Annotated in this window: 10 protein-coding genes; 3 read left to right on the top strand and 7 right to left on the bottom strand. The window is 63.5% G+C overall.

Features of this window, described 5'->3' with window-relative positions:
• The gene (locus IVB40_RS34035) at positions 1–3,132 is read left to right on the top strand and encodes an autotransporter domain-containing protein (RefSeq protein WP_247817624.1); all 3,132 of its coding nucleotides are present in this window, start codon (positions 1–3) and stop codon (positions 3,130–3,132) included.
• A 3-nt stretch (positions 3,133–3,135) separates the two neighbouring features.
• Here IVB40_RS34035 and IVB40_RS34030 read toward each other — a convergent pair whose 3' ends face one another.
• From IVB40_RS34030 to IVB40_RS34010, 5 genes are all read right to left on the bottom strand, one after another.
• Positions 3,136–3,966 (bottom strand): MlaD family protein, encoded by an 831-nt coding sequence (locus tag IVB40_RS34030; RefSeq protein WP_247357538.1) that lies wholly within the window; start codon positions 3,964–3,966, stop codon positions 3,136–3,138.
• Between the two features lie 151 nt (positions 3,967–4,117).
• A complete protein-coding gene (locus tag IVB40_RS34025; protein WP_247817623.1) occupies positions 4,118–6,337 on the bottom strand; it encodes an acetate--CoA ligase family protein in 2,220 nt (739 codons plus the stop codon).
• Between the two features lie 159 nt (positions 6,338–6,496).
• Positions 6,497–7,477 (bottom strand): glycosyltransferase family 2 protein, encoded by a 981-nt coding sequence (locus tag IVB40_RS34020; protein WP_247817622.1) that lies wholly within the window; start codon positions 7,475–7,477, stop codon positions 6,497–6,499.
• A gap of 124 nt (positions 7,478–7,601) precedes the next feature.
• Complete coding sequence (locus IVB40_RS34015) at positions 7,602–8,171, bottom strand: class GN sortase (protein WP_247817621.1); 570 nt, start codon at positions 8,169–8,171, stop codon at positions 7,602–7,604.
• A 198-nt stretch (positions 8,172–8,369) separates the two neighbouring features.
• The gene (locus IVB40_RS34010) at positions 8,370–10,631 is read right to left on the bottom strand and encodes a marine proteobacterial sortase target protein (protein ID WP_247817620.1); all 2,262 of its coding nucleotides are present in this window, start codon (positions 10,629–10,631) and stop codon (positions 8,370–8,372) included.
• Between the two features lie 183 nt (positions 10,632–10,814).
• Here IVB40_RS34010 and IVB40_RS34005 point away from each other — a divergent pair, with 183 nt between their 5' ends.
• Both IVB40_RS34005 and IVB40_RS34000 read left to right on the top strand, forming a co-directional pair.
• Positions 10,815–11,585: a helix-turn-helix transcriptional regulator gene (locus tag IVB40_RS34005; protein WP_247404667.1), complete on the top strand. Its 771-nt coding sequence runs from the start codon at positions 10,815–10,817 to the stop codon at positions 11,583–11,585.
• 48 nt (positions 11,586–11,633) lie between these two features.
• Positions 11,634–13,139 carry a hypothetical protein gene (locus IVB40_RS34000; protein ID WP_247817619.1) on the top strand — a complete coding sequence of 502 codons (1,506 nt, stop codon included), beginning with the start codon at positions 11,634–11,636 and terminating at the stop codon, positions 13,137–13,139.
• A gap of 45 nt (positions 13,140–13,184) precedes the next feature.
• Here IVB40_RS34000 and IVB40_RS33995 read toward each other — a convergent pair whose 3' ends face one another.
• Complete coding sequence (locus IVB40_RS33995; protein ID WP_247817618.1) at positions 13,185–14,405, bottom strand: ABC transporter substrate-binding protein; 1,221 nt, start codon at positions 14,403–14,405, stop codon at positions 13,185–13,187.
• An 84-nt stretch (positions 14,406–14,489) separates the two neighbouring features.
• Positions 14,490–16,040 (bottom strand): long-chain fatty acid--CoA ligase, encoded by a 1,551-nt coding sequence (locus IVB40_RS33990; protein WP_247817617.1) that lies wholly within the window; start codon positions 16,038–16,040, stop codon positions 14,490–14,492.
• Positions 16,041–16,115 lie beyond the last annotated feature (75 nt).

Below are 16,115 nucleotides of genomic sequence, written 5' to 3'. Positions count from 1 at the left end.
GTGGAATTTAGGCCGCCGACGGCTGGTCGGATTGGGCTGCGCCTTGCCGCCGTCGCTTCGTCTGTCGTGGTGGTCGTTCTCAGCCTCGGCCTATCGGCGATACCTGCGCAGGCGGACTGCGCGCCCGACCCGGCGGCAAGCGGGCAGACCGTCACCTGTAGCGGCACCGATGCCGACGGCTTTGCGGCAGGTGGCGGCGTCACCAATCTGACCGTAAATGTGCTGACTGGTGCTAGCGTCAACGATAACGGCACGGCGGCGATCAACGTCAATGACACCAACGTCATCACCAACAACGGCACGGTGTCGGCGGGCTCGGGCCTCACCGGCATCAATGGCGGCAATTCGAACACCGTGACCAACAACGGCGCCATCACGGTGCTTGATAACGGCCTCGGTATCTCCGCGCTCGATCACAACATCATTGTCAATGCCGGGACCGTCACCACCGGCGACCATGGCAGCGCGATCTCGGTAGGAAACAACAATAGCGTTAGCAACAGCGGTGCGCTGTCCATCGGCGCGTCGGGCGCGGGCATCTTCGCGGTCCAGAGCAACACAATCACCAACGCCGCGACGGGCACCATCACCGGCCTTGACGATTCAATCGGGATTTACGCTTCGTTCGGTGGCACGACTGTGACCAATGCAGGCGCGATCAAGGTCGGCGATTCCTCCGGCTTCTCCGGCGGCATCGTTGCGATCATGGATAACAACACGGTCACCAACGCGGCCAGCGGCAGGATCTCGGTCGGGCAGAGTGCCGCTGGCATCTTTATGCAAGGTAATTTTCAAACCGTCAGCAATTTCGGCGCCATCACGGCGAGCGACTTTGGCGTCGGCATCGCCTTGTTCGGTGATGACGCAAAGGTGACCAATAGTGGTTCGATCAAATCGGGCGACGGCACGTCCGCCGGCATTGCGGTGCAGGGCAATCGGGCCGCGATCAACCAAAACGGGACGATCGGCGTGGGTCTGGGCGCTGCGGGCATCGCGTTTACGGGCCTGTCCTCCACGATCAGCAACAATGGACGGATCACAGGGGCCGATTTCGCCGAGGGCATCGTAGCTCTCGGTGATTCCAACACCATCATCAACAGCGGTACGATCACCGTCGGCGATTCCGGCTTAGGCATCGACGTGAGCTCGTTCACAACGACAAACCAGATCGTCAATACCGGCACCATTACCGTCGGTGCTGGCGGTGTCGGCATCAGCGCGAACGGCGGGGCCAACGTCTTCAACTCGGGGACCATCAACGCTGGGGCCGGAATTGCTGCAATCGAGTTTTGTGTCTGCGGCCCCAACACACTGACGCTCGGACCCGGCAGCATCATCAATGGCCTGGTGCTCGGCACTGGCGCCGACACCTTCCAGCTCGGCGGCATCGGCAAGGATACGTTCAACCTCGACCTGATCGGCCCCCTTCTCCAGTATGACGGCTTCTCGACCTTCAACAAGGTCGACAATTCGAACTGGACCGTGACCGGCACGGGCAATCAGGACTGGAATGTGCTGGGCGGCACGCTCACGCTGGTCGGCACCATCAATGGCAATATAAGCGTCGCGACCGGTGGTACATTCGGCGGAGTCGGCAGCGTCAACACCATCAACGTCAATGGGGGCACGCTGTCGCCGGGCAACCCGACCGGAACGCTCAACGTGAACGGCGATCTCACCTTCACGACGGCGTCTACGTACATGGTGCAGGTCTCAGGTACGAGCAACGGCATCGCGGTCGCCACGGGGACCTCCACGCTCAATGGGGCCACGGTCACAGTCGTCCCGACCGGCTCGATCGCGAAGCACTACACGATCCTGACTTCGACGACGCTTCCCGACAAATTCAATCCGGTCGTCGCGGGTCTGTCTTCGAACCTGAAGGCCAGCCTCAGCTACGATCCCAACAACGTCTTTCTGGATCTCTCGCTAAACTACGGTACAGGTCTCAACGTCAATCAGCAGAATGTCGCCAACGCCCTGACGAGCGTCTTCAATCGGACCGGCAGCCTCCCCGTGGCTCTCGCGAATCTCTCGCCGACGGGGCTGACACAGGCCTCCGGCGAACCGGCGACGGGCACGCAGCAGACGACCTTCAACGCGATGAACCTGTTCCTCGGCCTGCTCACCGACGTGTTTGGCGCGGGGCGCAACGGGACGCCGGGTGCGACGCCCTTCGCCGACGAGACGAGCGCGAATGCGTATGCGGCGACCGGCAAGGGCACACGCGACAGGAACGCGCGCGACGCTCTTGCCTCGATCCATAGCAAGACGCCGCCGACGAGTTTCGAACAACGCTGGGACGTGTGGGCGGCCGGCTATGGTGGCTCGCAGACCACCGACGGCAATGCCGGCCTCGGCTCAAACAACACCAGCAGCAGCGTCTACGGCACCGCCGTCGGCCTCGACTACCGCTTCTCGCCGTCCACGATCGCCGGCTTCGCGCTTGCGGGCGGGGCGACCGGCTTCAACGTCAACGGACTCGGCTGGGGTCGCTCCGACCTGTTCCAGGCCGGCGCCTTCGTGCGTCACAACGCAGGACCGGCCTACATAACGGCCGCGCTGGCCTATGGCTGGCAGGACGTCACGACCAACCGCATCGTCACCGCCGCCGGCGTCGACCAGTTGCGTGCGCAGTTCAGCGCCAACGCGCTCTCGGGCCGTATCGAGGGCGGCTATCGCTATGCCTCGCAGTGGATCGGCCTCACGCCCTATGCGGCGCTCCAGGCCACCGTGTTCAGTCTTCCGAGCTATTCGGAGTTCGCTGTGGTCGGCAGCAACGTCTTCGCGCTGAATTATGCCGCCAAGGACGCGACCAGCACCCGCACCGAGCTCGGCCTGCGCGCGGACAGGTCATTCGCCGCAGCCGGCGGCCTGATGACCCTGCGCGGCCGCGTCGCCTGGGCGCATGACTACAATCCGGATCGCACCGTCGGTGCGGTCTTCCAGACGTTGCCGGGATCCGCGTTCGTGGTGAACGGCGCCGCCCAGGCGCACGATTCCGCGCTGACCACAGCGGCAGTGCAGATGAGCTGGATGAACGGCTGGTCTGCGTCGGCGACTTTCGAGGGGGAGTTCTCGAATGTCACCCGCTCCTACGCCGGCAAGGGCGTCGTCCGCTACGCGTGGTAGGCGCTACCGTTTCTGCTGCGCCGGCTTGCGCGGCGGGCGCGGAGCGGCGGCCGGTGTGGGTGTCCCGCTCATCTTGTTGGCGGCCTCGCTGACGTCGAGCAGCGAGCGACGGATGTCTTCGAGGAAGTTCGCCGATTTCTTCCTCATGGTATCGGCGAGCTCGTGCAATCCCTGGATCTTTTCGAACAGTTCATCCGCCTTGCCGTCGGCAAAGCCGGGCACTACGCCTTCGATCTTTGTGACCGCCTTGTCGAAGCCCGCGAAGGCGCTGTCGACCTTGGCCATGACGGAATCGATTTCGCCGCCCTTGCTCCGGAGATCGGCGGTGTAGTTCTCGAACGTGCGCAGGCCCTCCTTGATCGCCGGGGCGTTGCTGACGATGGTGAGGTCGACACTATGAAGGGTGTCGACGATGGATTCGGCGTCGCTGAGATCGGCGGTCAGCACGGGGACGCCGTCCGAGTCCAGCGGCACTGGCGGCGCCGAGGGCGCGCCGCCGATCAGCGAGACCGCGGCGACGCCGGTGAGACCCTGAAACTCGATGCCCGCGACCGTGTCCTTGCGGATCGGCGCGGTATTGTCGAGCATCACCAGCGCCACGACCTTGCGCGGATTGTCCAGCTTGATCGACACGATCTGGCCTGCGGGAACACCGTCGAAATTGACCGGCCCGCCGCGGCGCAATCCGCTGGCGGAGCCGCCCTCGAATACCACGCGCAACTGGCTGCGGCTTTGGAGGGTGCGCCATTTCTGCACGCCGAGCACGCCGCCGAACGCCACGGCGATCACCGCCAGCGTCGCCGTTCCGATCACCAGATTGCTCGCGCGTGCCATGCCGGGGTGATTTTACGGCCAAAACGGGGAAGTTGGAAGCAGCCCGGAAGAGGCTGTCGGCGGCAATGTTAGGCTTGGCGGGTTAACGCCTTATCCGGTGTTGCTCGAAGAGCGAAGGCGGAAGCGCAACGACGATCCGCCCTCAGCGACATCAATGTCCAGCGGCGCGCTTGGCCGCAGCATTGTTCAGCACGATCAGGGCATCGACGGCGAGGCCTGTTTTGGCATTGATCAGGAAGGGATTGACGTCGATCGAGGCGATCCGGTCACCAGCATCCGCGATCAGGTTGGAGAGGCCGACCAGCGCCTTCACCGCGGAGGCCTCGTGCAAGGCCGGCTTGCCGCGATAGCCGCGCATCTTGATGCCGGCCTTGGTGCGGCCGATCAGAAGCCGCGCCTCGTCCTCGTCCAGCGGCGCACCGGCGAGCGCGACATCCTTCATCAGCTCGATGTCGATGCCGCCGGTGCCGAACAGCACGACCGGGCCCATCTCGGCATCGAGGGAGGCGCCGACCACGAGTTCCAGATCGGCCTTGACCTGTTGCGCGATCAGGATGCCGTCGAGCTTCGGCTTGCCCTTCAGCTTGTTCACCCGCGCGGTGATGTCGGCGAACGCCTTTTTCACTTCGGCCGCGCTGGTGAGATTCAGCACCACGCCCCCGATATCTGATTTGTGCAGGATCTCGGCGCTGACGACTTTGGCCACGACTGGGAAGCCGATCTGCTTGGCTATCTTCACGGCCTCGGCTGCCGTCTGTGCGATCGCCTCCTTCGAGATCGGGATGCCATAGGCCTTCAAGAGCTTCTTCGAGGCGACCTCGTCAAGCGCGGCGCCGGTTGCCGATTTCAGTGCCTTCTCCAGCACGGCACGTGCGGCGGGCTTCGAGCTGGAGACGATGTCGGGCACTTCCTTGCGCAGCTTGGCGTAGTCGAGCAGCGACTTGATCGCAGTCACCGCGCGATCCATGCCCTGCATGACCGCGAGATGCGGCAGCGATTTGCGCAAGCTCTTGGTGAACTCGGTAAAGCCGATCGACATCGCGCTGATATAGATCACCGGCTTGCCGGCCCGGCTCGCCATCTCGTCGACGATGCGCAGATTGCGCTCGCGCAGCTCGTGCGGCGCTTTCGGCAGCTCGGCATCGATGATGACGATGTCGATATCGGGGTCGTCGATCATCAGCCCGATCGTTTTCATGTAGACGGAGGGATCGACCACCGCGGCAAAGCCAGCGTCGAGCGGGTTGCCGACGATCGAGCCCGGCCCGAGCATCTTTGCCAGCTCCGAACCGACGTGCGAGCTGAGCGGTGCAAAATTCAGGCCTTCTGCATCGAAGGCGTCGATCAGCATGCCGCGCTTGCCGCCGGATAGCGTCACTGCAGCGAGCCGGTCGCCCCTGGGCACAGCGGCGTGGACGAAGCATTCGGTGGTCTCGATCAGTTCGTCGAGCCCGCCGACCCTGATGACCCCTTCGCGCGTTGCAATGGCATCGAATGTCTCGATCGAGCCCGCGAGCGCGCCGGTGTGTGCCATCGCCGCCGCGCGGCCACCCTCGGACGCCCCGAGCTTGAGCGCGATCACCGGTTTGCTCGCGGCGCGGGCCGCCTTGCAGGCGTCCCGGAATGCCTTGGTGTTGCGCACGCCTTCGAGGTACACCACGATCACCTTGATGCTCGGATCCTCGGCGAAATAGCGCATCAGGTCCGGCGTCTCGAGCCCGGCCTCGTTGCCGGTCGTCACCATGTAGCCGACCCCGACGCCGCGATCTTCCAGGGCCTGGCGGATCGCCATGACGATGGCACCGGATTGTCCGGCAATCGCCACCGCGCCCTGTTCCATAGTGACGATACGGTCGTCGATATTGGTGAAGAGCTTTTCGCCGGCGCTCAAATTGCCGAGGCAGTTCGGGCCGGTGACCGCCAATCCCGTCTCGCGCACGGCCGCTTGCAGTTCGGCGGCGAGCTTCTGGCTTTCCTCGTCCTGCAACTCGCTGAAGCCCGAGGTGACGATGGTGGCCGAGCGCGCGCCGGCCGCGGCGGCATCGCGGATCACCTGCACGGCAAAGCGCGCCGGGACCAGCACCAGCACGTGGTCGGGCTTTTCCGGGAGGCTTGCAAAGTCCTTGTAGCAGGGGACACCCCAGACGGTGTCGCGTTTGGCATTGACCGGATAGAGCCCGCCTTCGTAGCCGTATTTGACCAGATTGTTCCAGATGCGCTCGGCATAGTTGCCGGGCTTGTCGGTCGCGCCTACCAACACGATGTTGCGCGGATGCAGCATGGCGTGGATGCCCTTGACGATGTCGCTGGCATCGGGCGGCGGAGACCATGGGCGCGATGAAGCGGATGCGGCAGATACGCGAGCTTCCATGGTGTGACCTCACCTGTTGTTCTTGTTGGCGGTGCGTCGCTCTGTTCTATGGCGAGTTCTTCGGACTGGCAACCGCGTGGGCGGGTATGCCGTGCGGTGGAATGAGCGCGCGTCAAGCCCTGTTGATCGACATCCTCGGATCACTGCTTGCGCGGTCGTTCAATATCTCAGCATGCCGAGCTTGTAGGCGTAGTGATAGGCCAACTGCTTCGCCAGATAAGGAGCGATGGCGCGCCGGATCTGCATCTGTGTCGGTTCGAAGCCGAGAATGCGTCGCCGCAGGATGCCCATCTCCCTGACGCCGACCGCATAGGTGGATGCCGTCTTTTGTGCGTCATGGATTCGGAAGCAGGCGAGAAATCGCGGCAAGCGTGCGAATTTGAATCCTGCGGCCTGCGCTCGCAGGATGAAGTCCCAGTCCATCGCGTAGTGCAAGCTCTCGTCGATCGGCCCGATCCTGTCCCACACGCGCTTGCGCCAGAACATTGTCTCTTGCGGAATGTAGTCGGCATATCGCAACGCCTTGCCGTCATGGGGCGGCAACACGGCGCGGCCGACCTCGAGTCCCTCGCGATCGATGAAGACGCGATGGCCGTAGACGACGTCGACATGCGGATGTGCGATGAAGTAATTTGCGACATAGGCAAGTGTCCCGGGCAGCAGCACGTCGTCGCTGTTAAGATAGGCCATGATCTCGCTCTCGACGCCGGCGAAGCCGAGATTGATCGCGCTGGATTGCCCCTTGTCCGGTTCGCTGCTCCAGCTCAGGCTATCGCCTCGCCCCTTCAGCAGATCGCGCGTGCCGTCGATCGAGCCGCCGTCCTGCACGTGATAATACAGGTCCGGATAATTCTGGCTGACGATGCTGTCGATCGTGGCGCCGAGATATTGCGCATGGTTGTAGCTCGGCGTGACCATCGCGATCCGTGGCGCGCCCGAATGGATCGCAGGTGCTGGCAGGAAAGCCGTCAGGTTGAGCAGGCGCGGCGGATATTGCTCGAAGGTCCACATCGGCGGGCGGCGCCAGAGGCTCCGAAGCGAGGAACGTCTTTGCCCGGCGGCAATGAGATCCTGATTCCTCTCCAGGAGCGCGACGCGATTTTCGAGCTGTTCGAGACGATGCCTGAACTCCTCGTCCATCCCCGGTCTTCTCGCAATGCAGCGCAAAATATTCAATCCGCTATTCTTATAGGTCTCTGGCCAACGACGCCAGTTCAGCGGTTCCATCAAGCGTGTGCTCTTGGACAGAACCGATTGCGAACCGCTATTCATCGGCTCTGATCAAGGTGGCATGCAGGATGTAGCGCTCGGGGCCGGACGTGATGGCGTCGAACGGCCAGCAGGTCGCGAGCACGAGTTCGACATCCCGTACCGCAGCATCGATGCCCGACGCATCGAAGCGAACCACAGCGGAGGAATCCGCGTGATAGCGAAAGTGTTTACCGTCACTGCGTGTGACATCGATCACATCACCAATGGCAACATTCCGTAGGAAACGGAAATGAGTGTCGCGATGCGCTGCATATGCGGCAATTCCGCGCTCGCCCGCATCAGTCGTTTGAAGGATATGGCCGGGTCCAAAAGCAAGCGCCTGGCCGCTGGTACCTTCCAGCACGATCGCGCTGGCGCCGATCCGCTTCACCTCGATTCGCGCGACCGGCCAGGTATCGGCCCATGACCATGGCCTGACCACTTCGCCGGTTGCAACGCTCCGGTCGAACGCGCGCTCCAGCAGCACCTGCGCGAGCCACGCTTTGGCATGGATGTAGGCGCCGTCGCCGAACAGGATGACGCCGATCAGAGCGAGAACCGGGGGAGAGATGAAGCGGGGCATGGCACATCTTCCCGTCATTGCGAGGAGCGAAGCGACGAAGCAATCCAGACTGCCTCCCTGGAGGGATTTCTGGATTGCTTCGCTTCGCTCGCAATGACGAATTCGGTTGAGGCGGCGTGTTCAAAAAAGGCGCGCGCGGCCGTTGGTGTGGGACGGGCAGCCGCGCGCGCTAACAGAGGAGTTCGGGGGACTCCTCTCTCAAGCGGCGCCAGTGAGCAAGGTCTGACGCCGGTTGAACACGAACAGGATCAGGGCGAGCACGATCAGGATCAGGCCTGCGGTCATTTTCAGCTCTGCTGAGGTCGCGGTCTTGGGCAGGCGGATCGCATCCGGTGCAGCGGGCGTCGGCCGCCTCGTGGCCGGCTGGTTGCGTGCATCGGCGTGACGCTCGCGGAGCTGCGTCGGGACCTGCTGTCGCTCGCCAAAGACCTTCGCGAAATCCCAACCGGCCGGCAGGTTGATCGGCAACTCGCTGGGCTTGAGCGGCTCGCCTTCGGGACGGCTTGGCGTCTTGTCGACCGCGACGAGGCTGGTGAGCCGGGTGACGATCTGATGGTCGAGTGCCAGTGCCAGGATCGCCTTGTCGGAGTCTTCGGGCGTCATCTCGCGCAGGGTGCGCGCCACTTCGGCATCATCGATCTTGCGCTTGGCCCAAAGCTTCGACAGGCCTTTGCCTTCGGCCGCATTTTGCAGCGGCAGCGTCACCGACCATGGGCGGTCGCCGACGCGGCCCTTGATCTCGACCGAGCCCGCAAGCGTGTCGAGCTTTGCCGCCAGCACCAGCGGCTCGTCGAGATAGACGTCGGGAATGATCGTCGGTGTGACGTCGGCCTTGGCTTCGGAGAACTTGGCGCTCAGCCCGGTCACGGCCGGGTTCTCGAGCTTGGCAAACAGGCCGCGCATGCGCTCCTCGACCTGCTCGACGGAGCCGATATGGGTGAAGGCACCGCGGCCGAGCTCAGCGGCGCGCGTCATCAGATAGGTGTTGGGCGCCGACCCGATGCCGACCATGAACACGCGCGAGCGGCCGCGCATGGCCGTGATCGTTTCGAACAATTGCTGCTCGTTGCCGATCGCACCATCGGTCAGGAATACGACCTGGCGAACCATGCTGGCGTCGCCGAGCTTGTCGGTCAGCGCGGCCCGCATCGCCGGCACCATCTCGGTGCCGCCACGCGCCTGCAACGCGCTGACGAACGAGGTGGCTTCACCGACACGCTCGGCATCCGCCGCCACGGGAGCCGGAAACAGCACGTCCATGGTGTCGTCGAAACGGACGACGTTGAAACGGTCGGACGGCTGGAGACGGGAGAGCGCGTAGGCGAGGCTCGCCTTGGCCTGAACGATCGACGTGCCGCCCATCGAGCCGGAATTGTCGATCACGAACACCACCTCGCGCGGCCGTGGCTTCTGCGTCGCCTGCTCGGCGGCGGGCGGGGTGACGAAGGCGAGCAGATAATCGGCGTCGCCGACGCGCTCGCGGAACAAGCCGACCGACGGCGCCTTCACGGCAGCCGGCTTCCAGGTCAGTTCAAAATCGCGGTCGGCAGGCACGGCACCGTCGGCAAGCGTGACAATTCGCGTCGTATTGTCCGGGCTCTCGACCTTGAAATTATGGTGGAGGCTCTTGACCTCGCCGAGCGCAAAGCCGGCGTTCAGACGCACCGTGATGCTGGTCGGATTGACCGGCGCATTCCGGGCGGGATCCAGCACGGGCGACGAGATGCGGTCGCGGTCCGGCACCGGGTTCGAATTCGTCGCGCCCCAGCCGGAACCGTCGTTGCGGAAATCGACGCTCTGGACGATCGGCGCCGGATTGTAGCGCGGCCCCACTACCAGCGGCAGGCGCAGCGAATATTCGTTGCCGGATTGGTGCACCGGTTCCTGATATTCGATCTGCACCAGCACGGTTTCTCCGGGACCGATATTGGCGACCGAGTTGGTGAAGATGTTCGGCCGTTCCTGTTCGGTGAGCGCGACCTTCTGGCCGGCCCGGCGCGCCTCTTCGTAGATCACGCGCGCCTGCTGCCGCTCCTTGATGTCGCCCACGATGACGCGGTTGCCGACCACCATCTTCAGCGAATCGACGGCACCGCCGGCGGGGAGCGGATAGACATAGGTCGCCTCGACCCAATCCTTGGTCGGATTGCGGAAGATCTGGGTGACGCGGGCGCGCAGCGTCGGGCCTGATACCGTGATGTCGACGTCGATGCCGAGGCGGATCGCTTCCGTGTAGGCGCCGTCCTCCTTGAGGAGAAGAGACCCGGATTTGGCATCGCCGGGCTGGAGCAGGCTGGCCTGCTCCGTCGTAGCCGACCAGCCCGGCTCCAAGCTCACCAGCAGCGCCACGAAGGCGACCAGCATCACCGCGATGCCCTGCGCCAGAAGGAAAAGTCCGACCACGATCAGTCTGCCCAGCCAAGGGTGTTCGTTGCTGTCCATCGTGTCGTAGGTATCCATTTTGCCTGCTCCCGAGGATGTCTGCTGGCTATGAGCATCCGCCGGGACGGCCCGAGTTCGCGAGCAGAATGATCGGCAATGATCCGTCGCGGCCGGCCCGCGCGGGCCGACGCCGGGGGGCGAAGTGCGGTTTTGTGCTGGTTTGTCCGCCCTGCTAGGATGTCATCCTGGAGCAGGGCCACGATGCAGACGCAGGACAAATTCACCGACAAGCAGCTTTCGGACGAGCAGAGTCGCGAGATTGCGGAGACCATTCGCGAGGAGCTCGCCAGACGCCGGATCTCCCGGCAGGCGCTGGCCGAGCAGGCCAAGCTCAGCCTGTCGACTCTCGAGAAGGTGCTCGGCGGCCGACGGCCGTTCACGCTGGCGACCACGGTGCGACTGGAGCAGGCGCTCGGCGTCTCCCTGCGCAGAAGCGCCGCTGCGGTGACGCCTCCGGCCGCAAACGATGTCGCGCCCGACAGCCTCGGCTCCTATGCCCATCGCGCGGTGACCTGGCTCGAGGACGTCTACATCACGTTGCGGCCGTCGTTTGGCGACAAGGACGCGATCTTCGCCTACCGTACCGAGATCGTCTGGGAGCCGAAAGTCTCTGCACTGGTGTTCCGCGAGGGGGAACGGACCGATGCCGCCTATGAACACACCGGCGAGGTCGCCGTGCCGCATCAGTCCGGCTTCATCTATCTCGTCATCATCAAGCACGGCCAGCATCGCGTGATCACGGTGTCGCGGCCGACGGTCGCTGGCGAAATGTACGGGATCATCTCGACGCTCCGCGCCGGCCCTGGCTCGCAGCTGACGCCGATCGCAGCGCCGATCGCCTATGTGCCGCTTCGAAACTTCGCGAAGCCCTCACTGGGGCGGGTCGCGCCCGGCGATGCCAACCACGAACTGTACCAAAAGCATCTGCGCCGAACGGTGGAAGAATCGTTCGCGCTGTTTCTGTCGGTATAGTCCGCAAGAAATTATCCGGAATGACGCAGCATGCGTCTATAAGGGGACATGCAGGACGCGCCCGCACTCGACGACGGCGAATCTCCGCTGTTCTCAATCATTATCCCGCTCGAATCTCACCGCGGGCAGTGGGAGCTGTCCTGGCTCGGCTGGACGTCGCAGACTGCCGACAAATCGCTCTACGAGATCATCTTGGTCGTGCCGCCGGATTTCACGGCACGCGAACAGTTGAAGGCGTTGGCCGGCAACAGGGCTCGCCTCGAATTCACCGATTCCAAACACGACATCGGGCTCTGCGCATTCGGCGCGACGAAGGCGCGCGGCAGCTATCTGTTCTTCACGGAATCGCACTGCCGGCCCGAACCCGACGTGATCGAACTCTGCATTCGCGCGATCGATGCTCATCCCGACTGGGCCGGCTTTTCCTGCCGTTCGATCCCGATCTGCCATAACCGACTATCCGTGGCAGAGGCAGCCATGTACCAGGCCGACATCGAGTTCGGTATGAAGCAGCATCCCTGGCGCAAGATCCTGGATCAGTGTTTCGTGACGCGGCGCGACGTCTACCGGGAATGCGGCGGCCTGCGCGAGGAGTTCGGTCATTTCGCCGAATGGGTGCTTGCCGCCGCCTATCACGCGAGAGGCTATTCCCTCGGCTATCTCGAGGAGGCGCGCTTCCATCACTACTATGTCGGCGAGCTCGACGAGCTGAAGCAATTCACGCTCGACTTCGTGCAAGGCGAGATTCGCTATCTGAGCGAGGCCCGCAACGATCCCGGCAGCGAGCTGCTCGACATTCCGATCGAGTGGAGCTCGCGGAGCGAGGCCGGCACGTCGCTCGCCCGCAATGCATTGAACGCGCTCCTGCGCTACAGCCTCGCTGGCTGCGGCTGGAGACGGCCTGGTGAGAAATTGCCGGCGTTGTGGCGTTGGTCCGTGCCGGCGCTGCTCGGCGATCTCGGCGCGCGCGGCTTCGCGCGGCTGGGGGCATGGCACGCGCGGGCCGTGCTGGTCGTTCTGACGGTCGCCGGATCGAGCGAGGCGATCGCGCGATGGATGCGGCGATACATCGCCGCGCTGATCCGGCATCAGAGACTCGATTGCATTCATCGTCTCGGGCGAGATGCGCGGTCTGTCGGCGGGCTTCTTGGGGAGCAGATTATCGCGCAGACCGGATTCCATGCCGAGGAGTTCTCCGCCGGTCACACTTTCCGCTGGAGCGAACCGGAGGCTGCCGTGCGGATCAAGGGGATGCCCGGCCGCACCATCGTCCGCGTTCGAAGCCCGGCGCTTCGCGCGCCGCTGCATACGATCGACGCGCGATTCTATCTCGACGGCAAGCCCGTCGCGCCCGAGGCGGTCGTGACCAGTTATGATGGCTACACGCTGAGCCTCGATCTGCCGCCGTCAGGCATCGTCACCCTCGCCTGGGCATGCCCCGCGTTCAGGGGCGTCGGCGATTCGCGTCGTCTCGGTCTGTCCGTCGCAGGCATCGACGTCGGCCACGACATGTTCGAGGTCGAAAGCGCGGGAATAGCGTCGTCGCTCGCTTGAAAAGAATAGCGGCCCTTCGGCCGCTATTCGGTAGTTTTCAGTCGACTAGCCGCCGGTTTCGGCGCTGATGATGTCGCCGAACAGCTCCCACTGGCCCTTTTTGAATCGCCACATCTTGAGCTGCTCGATCGGCGCGAAGTCCGTTGCCGAGGTGTTGATCTTGATGCCCGGGATCAGGGTGTCGGGGACGAAGTCCTTGAGGCTCGCTGCCTGCTTCATCACATTCTCGCGGGTCAGATTGTCGCCCGCCTGCTTCAGCACCTGCACCATCGTTTGGGCTGCGGCATAGGCGTAAACCAGATTGGCGTCCGAAATATTTGCACCGGGTATGTATTTGTCGACGAAGACCATGAACTTCTTCATGCCCTCATCATCCTTCCACTGCGGATCCGACGCGTCCTTCAGATAACCGGCCGATAGCACGCCTTCGGATGCCTCGAGGCCGGCCGGCTTCATCACCGCGCCGATCGAGACCGAGACATCGGTCATGAGATGCATCGGCTTCCACTCCAGCTCGGCAATCTTCTTGATCGCCTGCGCCGCAAACTTCGGGGTCGCGATGTTGACGAAGACGTCGGCGCCGGTCCCTTTGAGCTTGACGATATGAGCATCGATCGACGGCTCGGACGTCTCGTAGCTCTCTTCCGCCACGATCATTTTCGATGCCCTGTCGCCGAACACGTCCTTGATGCCGGCGAGGTAGTCCTTGCCGAAATCATCGTTGGCATAGAAGATCGCGACCTTCCCGTCCGGCTTCTCCTTCAAAATATACTTGGCGAAGATCTGCGCCTCGACGCGGTAGCTGGGCTGGAAGCCCATGGTCCAGGGAAAATTCTTCGGGTCGTTCCACTTGCTGGCGCCTGTGGCGAGGAACAGCTGCGGCACCTTCTTGGAATTGTGATACTTCTGCACGGCGGTCTGGGTCGGCGTGCCCAGCGCGTTGAACACCAGGAAGACCTCGTCGCTCTCGATCAGCTTGCGGATCTGCTCAACCGTCTTCGGCGGCGAGTAGCCGTCATCGTAGGAGATCCAGTTGATCTTGCGGCCGTTGATGCCGCCTTGGTCGTTGATCATCTTGAAATAGGCTTCCTCGGTCTTGCCGATGACGCCGTAGGCGGAAGCCGGACCGGAATAGGCCTCGACATTGCCGATCTTGATCTCGGTGTCGGTGACGCCGGTGTCGTACGCTTTTTGGGCATACGCGGAGCGGGTCGCAAACAGCGTCATCGCTGTTGCCGCGGCAAGCAGGGCGAGTTTCTTGTTCATGAAAATTCCTTGGGGCTTCTTTGGGGTTTCTTCTGACTTTGGCACTTCAAAAAAAGAAAAGCGCCCGCGAGAGGGGCGCTTTGATCAGGCGTTGGCGGCTTTCTTGTCGACTTCGGAAGTGATCGAGAATTCCTTGCGCAAGGTCGGCTTGTGGATCTTGCCGGTGGCGTTGCGTGGTAACGCATCGACGAAGCGGACCTGGCGCGGACATTTGAAGCGCGCGAGATTCGCCGCGCAGTGCGCGAAGACATCTGCCTCGGTCAACCGCTGGCCCGGCTTCGCCGCGACGATGGCGAGGCCAACCTCGCCCCATTGCGGATCGGGAATGCCGATCACGGCGGCTTCCGCGATGGCGTTGAGTTGGTGCAGGACGTTCTCGACCTCAGCCGGATAGACGTTCTCGCCGCCGGAGATGTACATGTCCTTCCAGCGGTCGACGATGTAGTAAAAGCCTTCCTCATCGACGCGTGTCGCGTCGCCCGTGTGCAGCCATCCGTTGGTGAACGACGTCTTGTTCGCCTCCGGCCTGTTCCAGTAGCCGGGCGTGATGTTCGGTCCCTTGACCCAGAGCTCGCCGAGCTCGCCGACATCGGCGTCGCTGCCATCAGGACGCACGATGCGCACTTCGGTGTGCAACACCGGCTTGCCGGCGGAGCCGGCTTTCCGTGCAGCATCCTCGCGGTCGAGCACCAGCACGGCTGGCGAGGTCTCGGTCATGCCGTAGCCCTGCTGAAGCGCGACGCCACGCGCCTCCCACACCTTGAGCAGCGGCACTGGCATTGGTGCGCCGCCGACACCGCCGACGATCAGCCGGCCGAGGTCGGTGGTCGCGAAGGCCGGATGCTGGGCCATGAACTGGTAGATCGCGGGCACGCCGAAGAACACGTTGATGCCCTGTGCGGGGTCGTTGATCAGGCCGAGCGCCGTGCCGGGATCGAAGGCGCGCATGATCATCACGGTGCCGCCGGCATGCAGCACCGGATTGGTGTAGCAATTCAAACCGCCGGTGTGGAACAGCGGCAGCACGGTGAGCAGCACCGAGGATGGCCCGATGCAGGCGGGGCCGCCGAGATTGACGCAATTCCAGAAGGTCATGCCATGGGTGATGGTGGCGCCCTTGGGATGACCCGTCGTGCCGGAGGTGTACATGATGGTCGAGACATCATCGAGGGTGACCTCCTCGATTTTCTCGAGTGGCTTTGCAGCGGCGATGCCGGCCTCATAAGGCCCGCCGGGACCAAGCAGCAGGCTCGTCTCAATCCCACAGAGCTTCGCCACGGCAAGCGCCGTTTCGGCGAGATCGGTGTCGTGGATCATCACCTTCGGGGCGCAATCGCCGGTGATGAACTGGAGTTCGGGAACGGTGAGCCGGGTGTTCAGCGGCACGAAGATCGCACCTAATCGCCCACAGGCGAATTGCACCTCCAGCGTATCGGTCGTGTTCAGCGCCAGCACCGCGACCCGCTCGCCGCGCGAGACCTTCAGCGTATGACGCAGAAATGAGGCGAGACGAGAGATGCGCGCATCGAGCTGCGCATAGCTGAAGCGGCGCTCGCTCGCGAGGTCGATCACCGCGACCTTGTTCGGCGTGCGGCGGCCATGGTGGGCGATCCAGTCGTAGTAACGAACGGCCAAAAATTCCTCCCTCGGCGGTCTGGTGCCGCCCGCGTCCCTATTGCCATGCACCATGCCCGGCATGGCCCTGAGGCC

Source organism: Bradyrhizobium sp. 40, from assembly GCF_023100925.1.
Taxonomy (GTDB): Bacteria; Pseudomonadota; Alphaproteobacteria; order Rhizobiales; family Xanthobacteraceae; genus Bradyrhizobium.
The sequence above is the reverse complement of the archived record's forward strand: the minus strand, read 5'-3'. Positions and strand labels throughout refer to the sequence as shown.